Source organism: Prosthecobacter sp. (genome assembly GCF_044236155.1).
GTDB lineage: Bacteria > Verrucomicrobiota > Verrucomicrobiia > Verrucomicrobiales > Verrucomicrobiaceae > Prosthecobacter.
In genome coordinates, this window is sequence record NZ_JBIIHA010000016.1 from 96182 (window position 1) to 118176 (window position 21995).

Annotated in this window: 18 protein-coding genes; 17 read left to right on the top strand and 1 reads right to left on the bottom strand. The window is 61.1% G+C overall.

What is annotated here, in order from left to right; all coding sequences use genetic code 11:
- The first annotated feature begins 4 nt into the window (after positions 1-4).
- From ACILSE_RS14735 to ACILSE_RS14770, 8 genes are all read left to right on the top strand, one after another.
- Positions 5-1561, top strand: coding sequence for a malate:quinone oxidoreductase (locus ACILSE_RS14735; RefSeq protein ID WP_395718171.1), 1557 nt, complete (start codon positions 5-7; stop codon positions 1559-1561).
- Positions 1548-2507 (top strand): dihydrodipicolinate synthase family protein, encoded by a 960-nt coding sequence (locus tag ACILSE_RS14740; RefSeq protein WP_395718172.1) that lies wholly within the window; start codon positions 1548-1550, stop codon positions 2505-2507. Before ACILSE_RS14735 ends, ACILSE_RS14740 begins: the two co-directional genes overlap by 14 nt.
- Positions 2508-2527: 20 nt before the next feature.
- Positions 2528-3337, top strand: coding sequence for a fumarylacetoacetate hydrolase family protein (locus tag ACILSE_RS14745; RefSeq protein WP_395718173.1), 810 nt, complete (start codon positions 2528-2530; stop codon positions 3335-3337).
- 35 nt (positions 3338-3372) lie between these two features.
- Positions 3373-4659: an MFS transporter gene (locus ACILSE_RS14750; protein WP_395718174.1), complete on the top strand. Its 1287-nt coding sequence runs from the start codon at positions 3373-3375 to the stop codon at positions 4657-4659.
- A 44-nt stretch (positions 4660-4703) separates the two neighbouring features.
- Positions 4704-6647 (top strand): pyruvate dehydrogenase complex E1 component subunit beta, encoded by a 1944-nt coding sequence (locus ACILSE_RS14755; protein ID WP_395718175.1) that lies wholly within the window; start codon positions 4704-4706, stop codon positions 6645-6647.
- 8 nt (positions 6648-6655) lie between these two features.
- Entirely contained in the window at positions 6656-7867 is a 1212-nt protein-coding gene (locus tag ACILSE_RS14760; protein ID WP_395718176.1) for a dihydrolipoamide acetyltransferase family protein, read from the top strand.
- A gap of 14 nt (positions 7868-7881) precedes the next feature.
- Positions 7882-8664 carry an SDR family NAD(P)-dependent oxidoreductase gene (locus ACILSE_RS14765; RefSeq protein WP_395718177.1) on the top strand — a complete coding sequence of 261 codons (783 nt, stop codon included), beginning with the start codon at positions 7882-7884 and terminating at the stop codon, positions 8662-8664.
- A 97-nt stretch (positions 8665-8761) separates the two neighbouring features.
- On the top strand, positions 8762-9946 hold the full coding sequence (locus ACILSE_RS14770) for an alpha-hydroxy-acid oxidizing protein (RefSeq protein WP_395718178.1): 1185 nt from the start codon (positions 8762-8764) through the stop codon (positions 9944-9946).
- Positions 9947-10011: 65 nt separating this feature from the next.
- Here ACILSE_RS14770 and ACILSE_RS14775 read toward each other — a convergent pair whose 3' ends face one another.
- A complete protein-coding gene (locus tag ACILSE_RS14775; protein ID WP_395718179.1) occupies positions 10012-10788 on the bottom strand; it encodes a helix-turn-helix domain-containing protein in 777 nt (258 codons plus the stop codon).
- Positions 10789-10947: 159 nt separating this feature from the next.
- On the opposite strand from ACILSE_RS14775, the gene ACILSE_RS14780 reads away from it, so the two are divergent.
- The 9 genes from ACILSE_RS14780 to ACILSE_RS14820 all read left to right on the top strand — a co-directional run.
- The gene (locus tag ACILSE_RS14780; RefSeq protein ID WP_395718180.1) at positions 10948-11850 is read left to right on the top strand and encodes a dihydrodipicolinate synthase family protein; all 903 of its coding nucleotides are present in this window, start codon (positions 10948-10950) and stop codon (positions 11848-11850) included.
- Between the two features lie 21 nt (positions 11851-11871).
- Entirely contained in the window at positions 11872-12894 is a 1023-nt protein-coding gene (locus ACILSE_RS14785; RefSeq protein WP_395718181.1) for a bile acid:sodium symporter family protein, read from the top strand.
- Positions 12891-14063: a sialidase family protein gene (locus tag ACILSE_RS14790; protein ID WP_395718182.1), complete on the top strand. Its 1173-nt coding sequence runs from the start codon at positions 12891-12893 to the stop codon at positions 14061-14063. The genes ACILSE_RS14785 and ACILSE_RS14790 overlap by 4 nt, the downstream gene beginning before the upstream one ends.
- A gap of 1 nt (position 14064) precedes the next feature.
- Positions 14065-15294 (top strand): sialidase family protein, encoded by a 1230-nt coding sequence (locus tag ACILSE_RS14795; protein ID WP_395718183.1) that lies wholly within the window; start codon positions 14065-14067, stop codon positions 15292-15294.
- A 21-nt stretch (positions 15295-15315) separates the two neighbouring features.
- Entirely contained in the window at positions 15316-17958 is a 2643-nt protein-coding gene (locus tag ACILSE_RS14800) for an exo-alpha-sialidase (protein WP_395718184.1), read from the top strand.
- A 98-nt stretch (positions 17959-18056) separates the two neighbouring features.
- A complete protein-coding gene (locus tag ACILSE_RS14805; RefSeq protein WP_395718185.1) occupies positions 18057-18590 on the top strand; it encodes a sigma-70 family RNA polymerase sigma factor in 534 nt (177 codons plus the stop codon).
- Positions 18587-20128: a LamG-like jellyroll fold domain-containing protein gene (locus ACILSE_RS14810; RefSeq protein ID WP_395718186.1), complete on the top strand. Its 1542-nt coding sequence runs from the start codon at positions 18587-18589 to the stop codon at positions 20126-20128. The genes ACILSE_RS14805 and ACILSE_RS14810 overlap by 4 nt, the downstream gene beginning before the upstream one ends.
- Positions 20125-21012 carry an SMP-30/gluconolactonase/LRE family protein gene (locus ACILSE_RS14815; RefSeq protein ID WP_395718187.1) on the top strand — a complete coding sequence of 296 codons (888 nt, stop codon included), beginning with the start codon at positions 20125-20127 and terminating at the stop codon, positions 21010-21012. The genes ACILSE_RS14810 and ACILSE_RS14815 overlap by 4 nt, the downstream gene beginning before the upstream one ends.
- A gap of 19 nt (positions 21013-21031) precedes the next feature.
- Positions 21032-21995: Gfo/Idh/MocA family protein (locus ACILSE_RS14820; RefSeq protein WP_395718188.1), on the top strand; the 964-nt coding region annotated here is incomplete at its 3' end.

Here is a 21995-nt window from a genome sequence, read left to right on the forward strand (position 1 = left end):
ACTGATGCCAACGCCACCGGACATGGATGCCCGCATCCTCGAAGCCCCCGACATCGTGCTTGTCGGCAGTGGGATCATGTCCGCGACGCTGGCAGTGATGCTCAAGCGGCTCGATCCGCATCTCCGCATCCAGATGGTCGAAATCACGAGTGAACTCGCGCAGGAAGCCTCGAATGGTTGGAACAACGCAGGCACGGGTCACGCCGGTATTTGCGAACTCAGCTATACCCCGGCACGCGATCAATGCGGTGGCGTGCCGATCACAAGGGCGTTGCGCATCTTTGAGCAGTTCGAGCACTCGAAGCAGTTCTGGGGCTCCGCGACTGCTGAAGGCATGGTGGGAGCTGCTGCGGATTTCATCCATGCGGTGCCGCATGTCTGCTTCGTGAAGGGTCGGGAAGATGTGGACTTCTTGCGCGCACGCCACACCGCGATGGCGGAGCATCATTTCTTCCGCAGCATGACGTTCACGACCGATCCGTCGATGATCCAGCAGTGGGCCCCGCTGGTGATGGAGGGTCGCGGCCCTGGTCCGGTCGCGGCCACCTCCGGCAACGGCACGGAAGTGGACTACGGCCTGCTGGCCCGCCGTCTTTGCGGTTGGCTGGCGGAGCAGGAGCATTGCGGCATCGCCGCCGGATGGAAGGTGACGAAACTCCAGCGTGGGGCAGGGGAGTGGCATCTCGACCTTCGATGCATGGCTTCCGGTGAAGAGCGCAAGCAACGTGCGAAGTTCGTCTTCGTTGGAGCGGGCGGCGGCAGCTTGCCTTTGCTGCAATCCACCGGTCTCGCCGAAGTCGCTGGACTTGGCGGATTTCCCATCGGCGGTCAGTGGCTTGTGTGCGACGAGCCTTCGATCTGCGCAAGGCATGAAGCGAAGGTTTATGGTGCCACGCCGCCCTCATCACCCAGCCTCGGCGCGGGACACCTCGATGTGCGAAGGCTCAATGGCCAGCGCCAGCTTCTCTTCGGCCCGTTTGCTTCATGGACGACGCGTTTCCTTAAACACGGACACTGGAGCGACCTGCCGCTCTCGATTCGCGCGAACAATCTCGGCGCGCTGCTGCAGACCGGCATGCGCAACCTCTCGCTGGTGAAGTATCTCGTCACCCAGGGTCTGCAAAGCATGGAGAGCCGCATGGACGCCGTGCGCGAGTTTTACCCCAATGCCCGCTCGGAGCACTGGAGGCTTGTGCAGGCGGGCATCCGTGTGCAGGCCATCAAGAAAGCGGACCGCGGCGCGGTGCATTTCGGCACCGAAGTGTTCCCGTCCAAAGACCATTCGATCGCTGCGCTGCTGGGCGCTTCGCCGGGTGCATCGGTCTCGGTGAACATCGCCCTCGAAGTCGTCCAGACCTGCCTGCCGCATCTGCTTGCCAGCGCTGAGGGCCGGGAGCGCATGAGGCGGATGATCCCCACCTTTGACCAAGACCTGAAGCAGTCCGGTCATGCTGCCCTGTTCGAGAAAACCAGTCGTGAAGCCACAGAACGGCTGCAACTCCATCCCCAAACTAACCAACCAATCATTCCGTCAACTACACACCACCATGAGCAACCCTGACACCCTCACTCCAGCCAAGCACAAGCCACTCTTTCGCGGCGTTTGCGCTTCTTCCATCACTCCATTCAATGCGGACGGCACGTTCGCCCTTGCCCGGCTCAAGCCACACATCGACTGGTTGATTGACGAAGGCGTCAGCGCCATTTCCCCGCTTGGCAGTTCGGGAGAGTTTGCCGGCATGGAATCAGACGACCGCAAGCGCGTGATGGAAGCATCCATTGAAGCCTGCGCAGGCAGGGTGCCGACCGTCGCAGGCACCCATCATGTCTCCACGCGTTTGACCATCGAACTCTCCAAGCACGCGGAGAGCGTGGGGGCGGATGCGTTGCTCATCGTGCCGCCTTATTACATGGCACCCACACCGGCCCAGACCATGGACCACTTTCGGCGAATCGCAGAGGCCGTTTCCATCCCGGTGGTCCTCTATCACAATATTCCGCTGACCGGGGTTAATCTTCGCACTTCGCACCTTGCCCAGCTTTTCCGCGAGGGTGCCATCAAAGGCGTCAAGATGTCCAATGCCGAGCCCGACCGCATTTGCTCGCTGCTGCAAGAGACCGATGGGCAGCTCTCTGTCTATGCGGGCATCGATTCGGTAGCTTTTGAGGGGCTTTGCCATGGAGCCCATGGATGGATCTCCGGTATCCCAAGTATGGTGCCAGCCGCTGCGGTGAAGCTTTATCAAGCGATCTCGGTGAAGGGGGATCTGGTCTCCGCTAGGCAGATATGGGCTAAGCTTGCGCCACTCATGCGCTTGCAGTTCAGCGCCTACCACAACGGAGGCGACGGAGCCCATTGGTTCAGTGTCATGAAGGCAGGACTCAACATGATAGGCCCCGAAGTCGGCGACCCATCGCCCCCGGTGCTTCCTTTGCCCGCAGAGTTCCACGAGACCCTCGCCACACTGCTCCGCGACCTCGGCTACAACGTTCAAACCAAGCACTAAACGAATCTCCCCATCCTCTAATGAAACTCATCCGCCACCAAGCCAACAATGGCACCATCCAGCACGCAGACCTTCAACCCGACGGCACCGCCCGCCGCATCGAGGGCGATCTTTTCGGCGACTTCCGCGTCACTGATGAAATCATCACGCCGGGCAAACTCCTCGCGCCGCTTCAGCCTACGGCCATCTTTTGCATCGGCCTGAACTACCGCAAGCACGCGGAGGAGAGCAACGCTGCCATCCCGCAGTTTCCGGTGCTCTTCATGAAATCGCCGGGTGCGGTGCAGCATCCCGGCGATGCCATCGTGCTGCCGCGTCATTTGCAGAGCGATGAAGTGGACTACGAGTGCGAGTTGGCTGTCGTCATCGGAAAGGCCTGCAAAAACGTCTCGAAAGCGAACGCGCTTGATTATGTGCTCGGCTACACCTGCGCCAACGACGTGAGCGCCCGCGATTGGCAGATCAAGCGCGGTGGCAGCCAATGGTGCCGTGGCAAGACCTTCGACACCTTCGCGCCGCTTGGCCCATGTCTGGTGCTCAAGGACGAGATCGCTGATCCGAACGTGCTGCGCATCCAGACCATCCTCAATGGCAAAACGATGCAAGACTGGAACACGAACGACATGATCTTTGACGTGCCCACACTCATCGAGTTCCTCAGCGGCAGCACCACGCTGCTGCCCGGCACTGTCATCCTCACCGGCACGCCTCAAGGCGTCGGTGCTGCGATGAAGCCACCTGTCTTCCTCCAACCCGGAGACACCGTCACCATCGACATCGAAAAGATTGGTGCGCTCACCAATCCCGTCGTGGCCGAGTCGAACGCATAGTCCTGAGAGGCATCACGCCAACCGCCCACCACTCTATGACCGACTCTTCCGCCATCGATCCCATCGCTCTTCGCCGCAAGGTCGCGTGGCGTGTTCTGCCTTTGGTCATCCTGCTCTACATCATCTCTTACCTCGACCGTGCGAACGTGGCCTTTGCCAAACTGCGCATGGGCGAGACGCTGGGATTTTCGGAAGATGTGTTCGGCTTCGGCATTGGCGTTTTCTTCATCGGTTATCTGTTCCTGGAGATTCCCGGTGCATTGCTGGTGGAGCGATGGAGTGCGCGGAAGTGGTTCGCGCGCATTCTGATTACTTGGGGCTTCATTTCGGCGGCGATGGCCTTCGTGAAAACGCCGTCGCAGTTCTACTGCGCGCGGTTCTTCCTCGGCGTGGCGGAGGCTGGATTTTTTCCCGGCATCATCGTGTATTTCACACACTGGTTTGCGCAGAATGATCGCTCGCGGGCACTGTCGGGCTTGCTCGTGGCCGTGCCGTTCAGTCTGGCGCTCGGTGCGCCGGTGTCGTCGATGCTGCTGGATGTGAAATGGTTCGGACTCGATGGCTGGCAGTGGCTTTTCATCGTGGAGGGACTGCCTGCGGTGGTGCTGGGCTTTGTTGTTCTTGCCTTTCTCACGGATCGACCTCGAAATGCAACGTGGCTCACTCAAGCAGAGCGCGATCATCTCGAAGGTGTGCTCGCTGCTGAAGCGGCGGCAAAAGAAGCGACTGGCAAGATATCCGTCTGGCAGACGCTGCGATTGCCTGCGGTGTGGCTGCTCGTGATCGGTGTGCTGGTGGGCAACAGCGGTGGCTATGCACTCAGTTTTTGGTTGCCGACCACAGTGAAGAATCTTTCTGGCGGCTCTGATCAAATGACACTGCTCTACAGCGGCCTCTACTACAGTTGCGGTATCCTCAGCGTGCTCATCTCCGGCCAGACGGCGGATCGCACGGGAGATCGCAAATGGCACGCGGCGGGCGGCATGGTCGCCACCGGCATCTTCCTCCTGTGCAGCACGATTCCGGGGCAAGGCTTCGGCACACAGATGATCTGGCTTTGCCTCACCGCGCTGGGCGCGTTCTTCTGGATCGCACCGTTTTGGACGCTGCCATCGCTCACGCTCACCGCCTCAGCCGCTGCAGTGGCCACCGGTTTGATCAACATGGGTGCGAACCTCGCCGGCTACGCAGGCAACCACGTCACCGGCTGGCTGCGCACACACGGCTACGGCGAAATGCAGTGCCTCCACTTCCTCGCCGCCTGCTTCATCGTCGGCGGCATCATCATCAGCTTTCTGCGTCTCAAACCTAAATCAGCATGAGTTCCATCACGAACCAATCATCCCCCCTTCAACTTTACCGCACCATGCTCACGATCCGCATGGTGGAGGAGCGGCTCGCAAAGTCGCATCAGCGCGGGCTCATCCCCGGAGCCTGCCACACCTATGTTGGCGAGGAAGCCATCGCCACGGGTGTGTGCGCTCATTTGCATGAAGCGGATGCTGTCTTCAGCACACATCGCGGTCACGGTCACGCCCTCGCCAAAGGCATGGAGCCACGCCAACTCATGGCAGAACTCTATGGTCGCGAGACAGGATGCTCGCGCGGTCGTGGCGGCTCCATGCATCTCTTTGCGCCCGAGATTGGCATGATGGGCACCAGCGGCATCGTCGGTCCCTGCATCCTGCAAGCGACCGGCGCGGGCTACAGTTCTTTGATCATGAAGACAGGCAATATCGGGGTCGCCTTCTTCGGCGATGGGGCGGCGAACAACGGCGCGTTTCACGAAGGCCTGAACATGGCGACCATCTGGAAGCTGCCGGTGTTGTTCGTGTGCGAGAACAACCAGTTCGCCACCGAGGTTCCGTTTTCCAGCGTTGCGGGCAATCCTAGCGTAGCAGCGCGTGGAGCAGCTTATGGCATCGCAAGCTTTGAAGTGGATGGCAACGATGTGATGGCGGTGGAAGCCGTGGCCCGCGAGGCCGTGAAGCGTGCCCGCAACGTTGAAGGCCCGACACTCATCGAGTGCAAAACCTACCGCACTCGCGCGCACGCCGAAGGTATGGGTGACTTCACTTACCGCACGCGTGAAGACGTGGAGCAGTGGAAAACACGTTGCCCAATTGCTCGACTGAAGAAGCATTTGCTCGATCAAAAAATCGCCAGCGATGCTGAACTCAGCGCCATCGAGCAGGAAGTCGCCACGCTCACGGAGTCAGCGCATGAGTTTGCCGAAAAGAGCGCCTACCCAACCGCAGAGAGCGCCACCACGCACGTCTATGCAGCCCCACGCAGTGGACCACTACGTGATGTGCCTGCCTCAAGCGCCAGCACTCGCGAGTTGACCTTCATGAAGGCCACGCTCGAAGCGCTGACCGAGGAGATGGCGCGTGATTCGAAGATCTTCGTCATGGGTGAAGGCATCGGCGTGCGCGGCGGAAACTTCGCCACCACCAGTGGCTTGTTTGCCATCCATGGCCCCGAACGATTGCGCGATACTCCGATCTGCGAGCGTGGCTTTGTAGGACTCGCGGGTGGCGCAGCGATGACCGGCACGCGACCCGTGGTGGACTTCATGTTCGCCGACTTCGTGCTCGATTCCGTTGGCGAGATCATCAATCAGATCGCCAAGATGCAATACATGAGCAGCGGACGCTTGAAGATGCCCGTGCTGATGCGCGGCTGCATCGGCATTGGGCACAACGCTGCCACCCATCACAGCGGCAGCTACTACTCGATGTATGCGCATTTCCCCGGCCTGCGCGTCGTTGTGCCTTCGTCACCACGCGATGCGAAAGGCCTGCTCAAAACCGCGCTTACTTGCGATGATCCCGTCCTCTTCCTCGAACATCGCGAACTCATGACCGTGAAAGGCCCCGTGCCCGAAGAAGAATACTTCATCGACTTCGGTAAAGCCGCCATCGTGCGCGAAGGCAGCGACATCACCGTCGTTGCGCTCGCACTCATGGTTCACAAGACTTTCGCGGCGTGTGAGACCCTTGCAAAGGAAGGCATCTCCGTTGAACTCATTGATCCGCGCACCGTCGCGCCACTTGATGTGGAAACCATCATTCAGTCCGTATCAAAGACAGGCCGACTTATCATTGTGGACGAAGACTTCGCCCACTGCGGCATCGGAGCAGAGATCGCCGCGCAACTCGCCGACCGCGGCTTCGACGAACTCGACGCGCCCATCCGCCGTCTCAACGGCAAACCCTCACCCACGCCCTACAGTCCCACACTTGAGGCAGCGGTAGTGCCGAATGTCGAATCCATTGCGCAGGCCATCCGCGAACTTTGCGCTGAATAGACAACGCCATGCCCATTAACATCACATTACCCCGGCTTGGCTGGTCCATGGAGGAAGGCAAGTTCCTGGCATGGCTGAAGCAGGATGGCGACTTCATCAAAGAGGGAGATCCCATCTTTACCCTCGAAAGCGACAAAGCCGCGCAAGAAGTCGAAGCTATCGACTGCGGGATTTTGCGCATCCCGCTTGATGGCCCCAAGCCTGGCGACACCATCAAAGTTGGGCACGTGCTCGGCTACTTGCTCGCCGAAGGCGAGAGCGCACCGGTTTCCAGTCAACCTGAGATCAGGACCTGCCAGTTGATCGAGCCGCCCCAATTGGAGGAGAAAAAACTCATTCATTCTCCTGCTGCCATTCTCCTACCGACAAAATCCACCGCTGAGACACCCGCCAGTCCCCGCGCACGCCGAGCCGCCAAAGAGCACCGCGTTGATCTCGCCACACTCGCACCCACCGGCAAAGGCGGCCGCATCCGCGAGCGCGATGTCCTCGCCGCAGCCACTTCTACCTCGACCTCCGGTATGAAACAGGTGCCGCTCACGCAAATGCGGCGCACCATCGCCGCACGGCTCATGCACAGCCGCCAGACCACTGTTCCAGTCACCATCACCGCCCGCTGCGATGCCACCGCGCTGCTCGACTTTCGTCAGCAGCTCAAATCCATCACTCCCTCACTCCAACACTCCATCCCGGTCGTCCCCACCATCAACGACATCCTCGTCAAACTCACCGCCGCCGCCTTGCGACAGCATCCCATGCTCGCCGCCACTTGGGCGGAGGATCATCTCCTGCTCCCTGAAAGCATCCATCTCGGCATCGCTGTGGACACCGAGGCAGGCCTGCTCGTCCCCGTCATCCGCGACGTAGGCACTTCCACGCTCACCCAGATCGCCGCACAATCGCAGAGACTTATCGCCGCCGCCAGCTCCGGTCAGCTCGCTGTCGCAGACATGGAGGGCGCTTGCTTCACGCTCAGCAATCTCGGCAGCCTCGGCGTCGAAGCCTTCACCCCGGTCATCAATCCCCCCGAGTCCGCCATCCTCGGCATCGGCGCCATCGTGCGCGAGGCCGTGCCGCTCGATGACGGCACCTTCACCGCGCGTGACCGCCTCACGCTCAGCCTCACCTTTGATCATCGCGTGAATGACGGTGCCGCCGCCGCGCGCTTTCTGCAAACCCTCCGCCACCTCATCGAACACCCTCTCCTCGGGCTCGTATAAACCTATCCTCACTCATGAAAGTCCAACTCAAAGACCAAGTCGCCCTCGTCACCGGAGCCGCCGGAGCCATCGGCCAAGCCATCTGCGCATCGCTCGCCGCCAACGGTGCCAAAGTCGTCTATGCCGACATCAACCTCGAAGGTGCCCGCCAGCTCGCTGCTGCCACGCCCGGAGCCATGGCGCTACGCATGGATGTCACCGATGAAAAACAGATCGAATCAGCCATCAGCGAAATCATCGCCGCGCACGGTCGCCTCGACATCCTCGTCAACAACGCCGGCATCAACACCATGGCCCACCGCGTGAACATCGACTCCTTTCCCACTGAGGAGTGGGACCGCATCCTCCGCGTGGACCTCACCGGCCTCTTCCTCGTCAGCAAAGCCGCCTCGCGCCGCATGCTCCAGCGCAAATCCGGACGCATCATCAACATCTCCTCCGTCATGGGCCTTGTGCCCGCGCGCCTCCAATGCGCCTACACCGCCGCCAAGGCAGGCGTCGTCAACCTCACCCGCACCATGGCCATCGAACTCGGCTCGCAGGGCATCCTCACCAACTGCATCGCCCCCGGCTCCATCCTCAGCGAAGGCACGAAGCAGCTCTTCTACGGCGAGAACGGCCAGTTCAACGACCGCGTCCAGGCCATGCTCGCCCACGTCCCCCTCGGCCGCCCCGGCCAGCCCGAGGAAATCGCCCACGCCGTCCTCTTCCTCGCCGCCCCCGAAAGCTCCTACCTCAACGGCGCCATCATCCCCGTCGATGGTGGCTGGCTCGCGGGCTACAGCCGTGATTTTTAAGCCTGAAACCAAACAATCTCAGTGCCCGATTCCGTTCAGCACGCGCTGATCATTGCAGACCGATGGCGTTTGCGCTCCGGTGCTCCCTCACTCCTTCATGAGCCAAAAATCCCTGCCTGAGCCTGATTCCTCAGCCTTCCATTCCCAGTATCCCTCCATCGAGCACCTGCGCGAGCGGGCGCGGCGGCGGGTGCCGCGCTTTGCGTTTGAGTATCTGGAAGGCGGTTGCTTCTCAGAGGTGAATCTCCGCCGCAACACCGAGGAAATCCGCGAGGTGCGTCTGCACCCGTGGTATCTCCGCGACTACGCAGGCGCTGATTTGCGGACCGAGATTTTTGGCCAAACTTATGAGGCTCCGTTTGGCGTTGCCCCCATCGGCCTGCAGGGGCTCGTCTGGCCGCGCGCCACGGAGATTCTCGCCAAGGCAACATCCCAGCATCAGGTGCCCTTCATCCTCAGCACCGTGGCTACCGCCAGCATCGAGACTGTGGCTGAGATCACAGGCGGCAAGGCCTGGTTTCAGCTCTATCATCCGGCCGAGCCCGAGTTGCGGGACAAGCTCCTCGACCGTGCGCGCGAGGCGGGCTTTCCGGTGCTCGTCATCCTCGCGGATACTCCCACCTTTGCCTACCGGCCCAAAGAAATCCGCAACGGACTCTCCATCCCGCCGCGCATGTCCTTGCGCAATATCGTCCAGATGATGATGCGCCCGAGTTGGTGCCTTGGTCAGCTCGCGGCAGGCGCACCGCAGTTCCAGACCATGAAGCCCTACATCCCGAAAGGGCTGAACATGAAGCATCTGGGTCTGTTCATGAACCGAACCTTCTCAGGCCGCCTCAGCGCGGACAAGATCAAAGCCATCCGCGAGCGCTGGCCGGGTAAACTGGTCGTCAAAGGCATCGTCACACCCGAGGATGCGGAACTGGCTCTCCAACTCGGTGCCGATGGGCTCATCGTCTCCAACCACGGCGGCCGCCAGCTCGACGCCGGGGACTCCACCATCCGGTCCCTCGCAGGCTTGCAGCGCGAGTTTGGCTGCCGCACCACTTTGATGCTCGACAGCGGCGTTCGTAGCGGCCCGGATGTCGCCTGCGCCCTCGCCTCAGGGGCCAAGTTTGTCTTCATGGGCCGCAGCTTCATGTATGGCGTGGGCGCTCTGGGACCCCGAGGAGGTGATCACACCTTGATCATGCTCAAGCGACAGCTTCGCCAGGTCATGGAGCAGATTGGCTGCGAGCGTGTGGCTGACCTGCCCAAGCATCTGCTACTTCTCCGCGAGTGACCCACTATGCCCACCACGCCGGGCAACCACGACCAATCCGACACGCGCACGTGCTCAGCCGTTCGTCACCGTTGTTCGGCAACTCGATACGCAGCGGGCGTTGCTCCAAACAGGCGTTTGAAGTGCTGGCCGAAGCGGGAGACGTCGCGGTAGCCGACGCGTTTGGCGATGCGGGCGATGGGGAGTCGGGTGGTGCGGAGGAGTTCGGCTGCTTTTTCGAGGCGGAGTCTTTGCAGGTAGGCTTGGAAGCTGAGGCCGTGCTGTTGGCGGAAGAGTCGGGAGAGATTGCCGGGGCTGGTAAAGGCGATCTTGCTGGCGACGTGGGTGAGCTTCAGCGGGCAATGCAGACGGAAGACGAGATGCGCGACGGCGCGTTGGAGTGGATCGCCTTCGGGTTCGGTGGTGGACTTGGTTTGCTCGGCGAGGCGGAACCACACGGCTTCGACGTGGGTGCGGGCTGCATCTTCGGCGGCGGCGGGATCACCGAGGGCAATCGTTTCGACGAGATGCTCGTGTTCCTCTGCGATGGTTCGGGAGTCCGGGAAGCAATCGTCAAAACCCTGCTTGTGAAGGGCTCGGAGGCTGTCCCAGACGATGCGCCACGTTTCTTTGAGCATGGGAACGTCGGCGAGGCTGACGATGGTTTCGTGAAGTTCGAGGTCCGCGTGACGAAAGCCGCTGTAGTCGCGGGCACGCAGGGCTTTGGTGAGCCGTTTCAAGATGGAGCGCAGTTGCTTGAGCTTCTCGGGAGAGGTGGCGGCGTGAGTGGCCGCATGGCGGGCGGCGAAGCCTTCCAGCAAGGAACGGAGTTCGGAGAGTCGGCGCTGTTCAGTGGTGGTCATGGCTACAATATGCGAAATCGGGCTTCTGGGTATGCGGCAGAGGTCAAAGGTAGGCAGCGCTGTCTGTATGAATTGAAAACGTGATTCTCGACACGTTTGATCATTCCGATGGCGCCTACTTATGCCAAATCAAACATCTCACCGCAACCACCCATGATCATGCCCGACAAAGTCCCCTTTGGTGTCATCGCTCCGATGACGACGCCCTTTTCTTCCTCCGGCGAACTGATGCCGAAGTCCATCCGCAGCCAGGTGGAGTTCCTCGTTCGTGAGCGGGCCGACAGCCTCGCGGTCGGTGGTTCGACTGGCGAAGGCCAGACCTTGGACGCCGATGAACTCCGCGCCTGCGTGAGCGAGGTGCGCGAGGCAATGCCAGCGGACATGCCGCTCGTCGCCAGCACTATTTGCGACAGCACTCGCCAGGCGATTCGCAGCATCAAGGCGGTGGCAGGTCTCGGCGTGGACGCCATTCAGCTCACGCCGGTGCATTACCTCTTCCGTCCGGATGATGAGATGATGATCGAGCACTTCCGCGTGATCCACGAGGAGACGGGCATGCCGCTCATCATCTACAATGTGGTGCACTGGTGCTATCTCTCGCCGGAACTGACGGTGCGCCTGATGAATGAGGTGCCGGGTGTGATGGGCATCAAACAAAGCGCGGGCGACTTGAAGCTCTTCGCCGATCTCATGATCAATGCGCCGAAGGATCGCAAAATTTACAGCGCGGTGGATGCGCTGATGTATCCCTCGTTCTGCCTCGGCACGCCGGGCGTGATTGCGGCCACGCCTTCCGGCATTCCGCGTGCGACGGCCCTGCTGCGTGATGCGGTGGCGAAGGGCGATCACGCCAATGCGCGGCTGCTTCACGAGGCGATCCTGCGCTTCTGGAATGCTACCGATCATTACAATCTGCCCGCGTGCATCCGTTATGCGCAGTCGTTGCAAGGAGTGGATGCTGGCTTCCCGCGCATGCCGATGCGCCCAGCCACTGAGGCACAACAGGCAAAGATCAAGCCCGCGCTGGAGGCGGTGCTGAAGCTTGCTGACTCGCTCAGCTAACCCGTTTCGGATTCGCCACTCATGTCACCCCTCGTCGGCATCACGCTCATCCTGCTGTTCATCGCGCTCGCCGTGGCCTCGCGCTCGGTGGGCGTGATGAAGGGGCTAGGGTTCACGTTCGTGGTGCTGGCGACGGGGGCGGCGGCGATGACGTTTCCTGCGGCCTTCATCTCATGGGGAGATTTTGAGTTGAAGTCCGCCATCACACCGCTCGTGCAGGTCATCCTGCTCGGCATGGGACTCACGCTCACGCTGGATGACTTTGGCCGCGTGTTCACCATGCCGCGCGGAGTCATTCTCTGCTGCGTGCTGCATTACACCATCATGCCGCTTGGCGGTTGGTGCTTTGCGCATCTGTTTGGTCTGCACGGCGCAGTGGCAACGGGGTTGATCCTCATCGGCTCGGTGCCCAGCGGCACGTCGTCGAATGTCATCTCACTGCTCGCCCGTGTGAATGTGCCGCTCTCCGTCACGGTCACGGCCGTGTCCACGCTCATCTCGCCGCTGATCACGCCGTTTGCGATGAAGTGGCTCGCTGGCGCGGAAGTGCCCATCGATGCCGGAGCGATGATGTTTTCCATTTTGAAAATGGTCATCGTGCCGTTGCTCATCGGACTCAGTGTGCAACGCCTCCTGCCCGGCGTGGCGAAGAGACTCGTGCGCGTGCTGCCGTATGTGGCGATGTTTGCCATCTGCACCATCATCGGCGTCACTATCGCGCTATCGCGTGAGCAACTCCTCTCCGTCGGCCTCGCCGTCTTCGCCGCCGCCGCTTGTCACAACGCCACCGGCTACCTGCTCGGCTACTGGGGCGGGCGCTTGAGCGGACTCAATGAAACCGATGCCCGCACCTGCGCCCTCGAAGTCGGCATCCAAAACGGCGGCATGGCCACCGGCCTCGCCTTCAATGTCCTGCAAAGTCCCGCCGCAGCGCTCGGAGCTGCGGTGTTCGGCCCATGGAGCGCCATCACCAGTTCCGCGCTCGCCTCATGGTGGAGGAAGCGCCCCGCCAATCACGAAGATCAAACCACCCAACCTGAATGAAACTCGCCCTCACACTCATCAGCGCTCTGCTGCTCGCGCCGCTGGCCGGGCTGCACGCCAAAGACCAAGTCGCCAACGCCGCCACCACTGGCGATGTCCGTGACGTGCGCGTTGTCCGCACTGCCGACCAAGAGCCACGTGCATCCTTGCTTGGGCAGCCGAGCATCGCCTTGTGGAAGGAGAAGCACCTCGTTGTGGCTTATCAAAAAGGCATCGCGGGCAAGACCGATATGGGAAGCATCGACGCCATCGTTTCCAGCAACGACGGCGACTCCTGGAGCATCCCGAGCACGATCTTCGACCACGAGCAACGGCATGGCGCGATGCAGTTCGGCTATTGCAATGCGGTGCTCTACCATCCGCCCGGGCAGGAGGTGCTGTGGTGCTTTGCCATGCGCTGCCCGTTGAACTATGCCGACAGCGAGGACTCGCATCTCGCCGCTGCCTACAGTGGCGATGGTGGCCGCTCGTGGAATCCCGTCGAACTGGCCATGCACTACACGGGGCCGCTCGTCATTCTCGGTGAAATCCAGCGCATCATCGAAAACGGCCAGCCGGTCTATTTGCTGCCCGCGCATCGCAACACGAAGCGCGCCGATCCGCTCGGACAGCGCGAGCATTTTGTGCTGCGCAGCACCAGCCTGCTTGATTGGCATCTCGGCGGTTATGTGCCGCAGCCCGAGCCGGGGAAAATCTTCCTGCACGAAGGCCAGATCGCAGTCATCAACGAGCAGCAGCATCTCAAGATGGTCATGCGGACCTCTGTGGGGCGAAAGGAGGGCGATCTGCTCGATGGCGGTGCGCTAAATCCTCCCAGCGCCTGGTCCAGCACCAGCACCGATGGCGGCAAGACGTGGAGCATCGCCCAGGAGGAGCCGGAGCTTTGGAACACCGTATCGGAAGCATGGTTCGGCCAGTCGCGCACCGGCACTCAGCTCTACATCTACAACGACGGACCCGCCTTCAGCCGCATGGCGCTGCGCTACAAGGTGAAGCCCGCGAGCAGAACCTGGAGCGACGAGCGAACGTTCTTCGACTCTGGCATCCACAACTCCTATCCCACGCTCATTGAAACAGAGCCCGGCGAGTTCCGCGCCGTGTGGGACAGCTGTGACGAGAAGCGTCACCGCCGCTCGATTCGCTTTGGGAAGCTGACGCTCAAAAACTAACATGAAACACACTCTCTCCCTCCTCACCGCCGTGCTCCTTGCACCACTCGCTGCACTGCATGCTGCTGATGCTTTAAAGCCCGCCGTCAAAGTTACTCAGGAGCTTCTCAACAGCATCCACGTCACGCCGAAGCTCATCTTCGATCCGATGCCCGCCTATGGGCAAAAGTATCTGCCCTTCGCGATGGCGGCGAGCATGGAGTCCACGAAGAAAGGCCGCCTCTGGACCTGTTGGGCGGGCGGGCAAGACGGACCGAATGCCTACCTGCTGGCGAGCTACAGCGATGACCAGGGCAAATCGTGGCGTGATCCCGTGTTCGTCATCGACCCGCAGGCGCAGGGGTTGAAGATGGGCACGCGGCTCGGCTCCTTCTGGTGTGATCCGAAGGGTCGGCTCTGGCTGTTTTTCCATCAGTCCGTCGGCATGTTCGATGGCAGTTGCAGCAACTGGTTCGTCCGCTGCGATGATCCCGATGCGGATAAGCCCGTGTGGACGCAGCCGGTTTACATCGGCTTCGGCGCGTCCATCAACAAACCCATCGTGCGCAAGAACGGCGAATGGATTCTGCCCGTGTCGTTGTGGGAGCGCTGGCACATCGACAAGCCCTTCGCGGATTGCTACCACGAACTCGATGCCGTGCGCGGCTCAAACGTCTTCGTCTCCGATGACGAAGGCGGCCACTGGCGCTATCGCGGTGGGATCATCTACAAGGACAGTTGCTTCAACGAGCACACCGTGGCCGAGTTGAACGACGGACGTCTCTGGATGCTCTCGCGCGGCATGAAGGAAACCTTCCAGAGCTTCTCCGCCGATGGCGGCAAGACCTGGGAGCCGCAGTCCATCGCCTTTCCGCATGTGAACAGCAAGGCCGTCATCCGCCGCCTGCAATCGGGTAACCTGCTCGTCATTCGTCACGGCCAGGACATGACAAAGGCCACCGATGGTCGCAAAGAACTCACCGCCTTCCTCTCCACCGACGATGGCAAGACCTGGTCCGGCAAGCTGCTGCTCGACGAACGCGCCAACGTCTCCTACCCCGACATCGCGCAGTCTCCGAACGGCGACATCTACGTCCATTATGATCGCGAGCGCACCGGCGCAGCAGAGATCCTCTTCGCCCGCTTCCGCGAGGAAGACGTGCAGGCCGGGAAACTCATCAGCCAACACGCCGCGCTGAAGAACCTCGTCAAAAGCAAGCTGGGGATGAATCACGGCTCCAGCGGCAAGTAACTCTCTCTTATGTCCTCAATCATGAAACTCGCCCTCACACTCTTCCTCGCTGCCACCTCATTGATGGCTGCAGAACCTGCCGCGCCGCTCTGGGATGAGCGTGTGCCTTTGCTCAAAACCGCTGAACTCCCGGTGCTTCAGGATGCGCGGTTCTCCGTCATCAAGCCCTACGAGTTCAACAAGGACGGCTACCGCTTCCTGCATGGCGTGGCGCTTGGTTTTCACAAGGGGCGGCTCTACGCCTCCTTCGGCCATAACCAAGGCGGCGAAAACACTGACACGGAGGAGGCGCGGTTTTGTGTGAGCCAAGACGATGGCAAGACCTGGGGCGAGGTGCGCACGATGGACGCTGGGGAAGGCCCCGTCGGGGTGAGCCATGGTGCCTTCCTTTCGCACAAGGGAACGCTCTGGGCCTTTCACGGAGCCTACACGGGCACGATGAAGGGCGTTCACACGCGAGCTTATGTGCTCGATGAAACCACGCAGCAATGGCAGTCGAAGGGCACGGTGATCGAAGGCGGCTTCTGGCCCATGCAGGAGCCGCAGAAGATGGAGGACGGCAATTGGATCATGGCCGGGCTGAAGGTCGGCGCGGGTAATCCTGCCGTCGTCGCCATCAGTCACGGCGAAGATTTCACCCACTGGGAGGTGGTGCCGATCCCGCAGTCGAAGGACCTCAAGAAGATGTGGGGCGAGTCCACCGTCATTGTGAATGGCAAGCGGGTCACGAGCCTCTCGCGCTACGGCGGCGGAGCGGAGGCCCTCATCGCCACCAGCGAGGACTACGGTCGCACCTGGAGCGAGATGCGCCCCAGCAATCTGCCGATGGCCACGAGCAAGCCCATCGCTGGCACCTTGAGCACCGGTCAGCGCTACCTCGTCTGCACCACCACCGCGGACAGCGGCAAACGGCGCTCGCCTTTGACCATCGCTGTCAGCAGGCCTGGCGAGACCTTGTTCAGCAAAGTGTTCGTCATCCGCCACGCCGAGTTTCCCGGCGGCCCCGGCGAGTCAAACAAAGGTGCCGCGCTCTCCTACCCGTATGCGGTTGAGCATGACGGCAAGCTTTACGTCGGCTACTCGAACAGCGGCGACAAGTCCACCCGAGTCGGCACCGGTCGCGAACTCTGGAACAATAACAGCGCGGAGCTGGCAGTGATTCCAGTCGCCAGCCTGTCCGTAGCTGCGGAAGCAAGCCCAGGTGCCTCGCTCGAAAGTCGCGGCCTGCCGCGCATCCTGTTCAACAACGACAGCGATGACTTGAAGTGGCCTGCCTACCCGGAGCATCATGCCAATGGTCTCTGGGTGCCTGCGGGCAAATACCTGCCGCTCCCGAAGATCCACTCGCTCGACGATGCGCTCGCGCCGCGCATCGGGCCGCTGGCCAAAACAAAAACGCAGGGCCTCTCGTATTGCGGCAACTTCGGCCTGCCCATCTGGGAACTGAAGCGTGATCACATCGCCGCGCTTGGGGATGATCCGCTGCAGCCGATCCTTCAGTTTTGGAAGCGTGATGGTCGCACCTTCTTCTTCTCGATGCGCATGAATGACATCCATCATGCGTGGTTCAACTGGGCGCACCTGTGGTCTGACTTCCACAGGTCGCAGCGGCATCTGTTTCTCAAGCCGCCAACGGGCAAGGAGTGGGAGACCGAGTTTCTGCCATGGTTCGAAGGCAAGACCAGCAAGAGGCCAGCCATCAGCACTTCATCGGTGGCCTTCGACTACTCGCGGGCCGAGGTGCGGACGTATTACCTCGAAACGCTGCGCGAAGCCTGCCGTCGCTATGATCTGGACGGCGTTGAACTCGACTGGCTGCGCTTTCCCGACCTCTTCCGCAAGGGTGAGGTCGATGTGGCAATCATGACTGCCTTCGTTCGCGATGTGCGGGCCGTTCTCGATGAAACGGCCAAGCGGCGCGGGCATCCCCTGCGACTGCTGGCCCGTGTGCCCGTGACGCCAGAGCAGGCGCTCTCCATCGGTCTGGACGTGGAGGCCTGGCTGAAGGCGGGCTGGCTGGACGCCGTCATCGCCGGTCCCGGCACGAGTTTTTCCTCGTGCCCGTTGGAGCGCTGGGTTGACCTCGCACACCGGCATGGCGTTCCCGTCTATGGATCGATGGAGCGGCAGAACCGGAATAACGTTCCTCGCTACGGCAGCCCCGAAACATTGCGGGCCGCCATCGCCACGCTCTGGGAGAAAGGCGCAGACGGGCTCTACTTCTTCAACTTCTACATCCGCGACGAGATGCCACTGCTCGACGAGTTCGCTGACCGTGCGCTGCTGGCGGGATTGCCGAAGGAATATTTCCTCGAATCCGGCGGCGACGGCGACCTGACCAAGAGCGGCGGCCCGCTCCCGCTGGCATTAAAGCCCGGCACTCCCGCCACCGTGCATCTGGTCATCGCCGACGATCCTGCGAAGGCCAAGGAAGCCAGCTTGGAGATCCTTTTCAAAAGCGAAGGCGAGACCGCAGCACCCGCCATCACCCTCAACGGTCAACCGCTCCAAGAAATGAAATCCACACGCGTCAAAGAGGGCTTCACCCTCACGCTTTCCTCTGCCGCTCTGAAGCCATCACTCAAGCGCGGCACCAACGACTTCACCTTCACGTCAGCAGCCAGTGTCACGGTCACCGCTTTGAGTGTGCGTGTGGTGCCGTGAACCATCAGCAACTTCATTCACCCATGAAAAAGCTCATCATCTGAAAACAATTTTGGCACTCAGAGCGAGATGCGCGGGATTACAGGTGATCCACGCTCATGAGTTCTGAATCTGTCCCACGCACCGAACAGCTTGTCCTACTGCTGACCCAGCATCAGGAGCCGTTGTTTCGTTACATCTTCAGCCTCGTGGCTTGCGAGGCGGATGCGCGGGATATTCTGCAGGAGACCAGTTTGGCGCTGTATCGGAAGTTCGATGCGTATGATGCATCGCGGCCGTTTTTGCCGTGGGCCTATCGGTTTGCCTATTTGCAGGTGCAGAAGCATCGCGAGAAGGCAGCGCGGTCGCCACTCTTGTTTGGCGAGGATGTCATGGATTTGCTGGCGCATGATCGGGAACGGATGGAGCCGGAACTCGATCAGCGGCTTCAGTTGTTGGACGGGTGTCTGGCCAAACTGACGCCGCAGGACAAGGAACTGGTCACCAGCCGATACGCGATGCGTCAGGGCGCAGAGGAGATGATGCAGCGGTTTGCGATGAGCCGCCGCACGTTGTTTCGCAACCTGGAACTACTACGCCAGCGGCTGCACGAGTGCGTGACACGCCAGCTTCAATCGGAGGGACTCTCATGAATCTTGAATCACTCATCCACGCCAAGCTCGACGGCGAAATTACGCCGGAGCAACACGCGCAACTCGAAGCTCTGCTGCGCGATGACTGGCAGGCGCGACGCCTTTATTTGGAACTCGCCGATCAACATGCGCGTTTGCTCCAGCAGCCAGTGGTGAACACCGGCAGGCTCAAGCAGCCATCGCTCATCAGTCGAACGGTGCGGTGGCGGACATCTGCGCTCATTGCTTCGGCGGCGGCGATTGTCCTGCTGGCATTCATCGTCTGGCCTCGCGCGGCGGTGGATCAAGAGGCGACGTCCAATGGAGTCGCGATGGTCAGTGACACCTTGGATGCTGACTTTGCTGAAACTGCAGTGCGCAGTGGAGATACCATTGCGCCGGGAATACTGACCTTGAACAAAGGCCTGGCGCAGATCGAGTTCTTCAGTGGCGCGACGGTGTTGATCGAGGGGGCCACGCAGATCGAAATCCTCTCGGCTTGGGAAGCGCGTTGTGTGAGCGGTCGCGTGCGCGTGCATGTGCCACCCGCCGCGAAGGGCTTCCTCATGCATGCGCCGGATGTGAAACTGGAGGACCTCGGCACGGAGTTCGCGCTGAATGTGACGGGCCAGGATAGCGCGGTGCATGTCTTCGATGGTGAAGTCATCGCGCATACGAAGGACAAAGCGCCCGCGAGTTTGAAAGTGGGCATGTCATTGGCCTCCACGACGGCGGGTGTATCGCCGCAGGATTTCCTGCCCATCAGCGAACTGCAAGGGCTGATCCGCCAGCGCGAGCAACGTCGTTTTCAGCAATGGCAGGCGTGGTCGGAAGGGGTGAGCAAAGACTCTCGTCTCATTGCTTATTACACCTTCCAGCATGAGCCGGATGATCGCTGGGATCGGCTGGTGAGCAACTTGGCAGCCCCTCAGCTAAAGCAGCGTGCTGGCGGTGCTGTCGGTGCTCAGTGGACACAAGGTCGCTGGCCTGCAAAGGAAGCGCTGGAGTTCAAACGGCCGGGCGACCGTCTTCGCTTGAATCTCGATGGCAGTTACACGGCGCTCACCTTGTCTGCCTGGGTGAAGGTGGACAGCGTGGACAAGAAATACAACTCGTTGCTGCTCACCGATGGTTACGACAACGGCGAACCGCACTGGCAGATCTATGAAGACGGCAGCCTCATGTTCTCCATCATCTATCGACCCGATGGGATCACACGCGGCGGAGACTGGAACCAGATCTATTTCTCCAAACCTGTCTTTGGTCCAGACAGCCTAGGGCGCTGGCATCACATCGCGGTGAGTTATGACAATCAAAGCGGGCAGGTCATCCAATACTTCGATGGAGCCGAGGTCAGCCGTGAGGTTTCGAAGCTGCATCACGCCGGACGCCCGATCAGCTATGGACCGTGCGAACTGGGCAACTGGGGACTGCCAACCCAAGGTCATCCATTTCCCATCCGCAATCTCAACGGGGCGATCGACGAGTTCGCCATCTACGCCGCCGTGCTTAGCGGGGCGGAAATCCAGTCCATCTTTGAAAACGGCAATCCCAAATGAGACTGCTCCTATCCCTTCTCCTTCTTCCATTACTCGCTCCTGCACGTGAGCCCTTGGTGGAATGCGACCTTGTCGGCGTTTTCCCGCCTCACGCCAGTTGGCGCGCCATCAGCTCCGGCCATGCGGGCTGCGAGGGCGCACAGTGGGTCGGCGACACGCTGCACTACGCCGCGCATCATGACGGCTTCGCCTTCAAATGGACCGAGGCCACCGGTCTCGTCGTCTGGCGCAAGGACTCGCCCGAGGCCACCAGCTTCCGTCCCGATGGCGCGGGTGGCTTTTATGTCGTGGAGCAGACCACGCGGCAGCTCACCCGCTGGAACGCCCAAGGTGAGCGTGTGGAAGTGCTCGCGGATACCTTTGAGGGCAGAAAGCTCAATCGCCCCAACGACGTCATCGTGAGGTCCGATGGCACGCTCTGGTTCACCGATCCTGATTGGCTTTTCAGCAAGCGCCCCAATGACAAAAAAGAGCTGCCCGGCCAGTTCGTGTTCCGATTTGATCCGAAGACCAAAACGCTCACCAAAGTCGCCGAAGGCTTCGATAAGCCAAACGGCATCGCCTTCTCGCCGGACGAGAAGCATCTCTTCATCTCCGACAGCGGCACGCCGAATGTCTTCCGCTTCCCGGTCAACGCGGACGGCACTTTGGGGCCGCGCGAAGTCTTCGCCACCTTCACCGAAAAAGGCCTCGACGGCCTCGCCCTGTCCCCGCAGGGCCAGCTCTGGGTCTGCACGAAGGACGGCATCCGCATCACCGCCTTGGATGGCAAAGCGCTCGGCCTCCTGAAAACCCCCGGCAAGCCCACCAGCATCGCCTTCGGCCCCGAAGGCCGCCTCGCCGTGACCACACGGGATGCCTGCTACGTCACCAAACTTCAGTAACCCATCTTCCTCAGACTCCATGACTCCATCCGCCACCCCCCGTCGTTCCTTCCTCAAAACGGCCGCCTTCGCCGCACCGGCCATCGTGGGCCTCAACTCCATCGTCCGTGCCCAAGCCGCGAATGAAGGCAAACTCGGTGTCGCCCTCTGCGGCCTCGGCGGGTTCTCGAAGCAATCCATCGCGCCAGAACTGCCTCAGGCAAAGAACGTGTATTTCGCCGGAGCCATTACGGGCGATGCCGCCAAAGGTCGCGAGTGGGCCGCGCAGTATGGCTTCTCGGTGAAAAACCTCTTTAGCTATGCCGACATGGCAAAGCTAGTGGACTGCAAGGACATCGCCATCGTGCATGTCGTCACGCCAAACTCGCTGCACGCGGAGCACAGCATCGCCGCAGCCAAAGCAGGCAAGCACGTCATGTGCGAAAAGCCCATGGCAACGAGCGCCGAGCAGTGTGAGGCGATGATCGCCGCCGCGCAGGCCGCCCATGTCTATCTCGGCGTGAACTACCGCCTGCAATGGGAGCCGCATCATGTGAAGGCCATCGAGGCGCTGCGCGGCGGCGCGGTGGGCGACCTCTCGAATGGCAACTATGAGTTCTCCTGGGGCTATGCCGCCGGCCTCGCCGATCCGGTGAGAGCCGCGACCATCAAGAAATGGCTGCTAGACCCGAAGATGGCTGGCGGCGGAGCGATGTTCGACACCGGCGTTTATCCCGTGCAGGCCGCGTGTTACCTCACCGGCAAGGTGCCGGTGTCCGTCCGCGCCTTTCCGGCCACGCGGCACAAGGAGCTATTCCCCGAAGGCGTGGAAGAAACGATGAGCTTCGAGCTGCTGTTCGACGATGGCTTCCAGGCCCTCTGCCGCGCCAGCTACAGCAACAGCTTCCATCAATGCACCACGCTGGGCCCGAAAGGCAGCGTGGAAATCCTCCCCGGAGACAAAGGCAGTGTCTATGGACAAAGCGGTGGCAACAAACCCAATC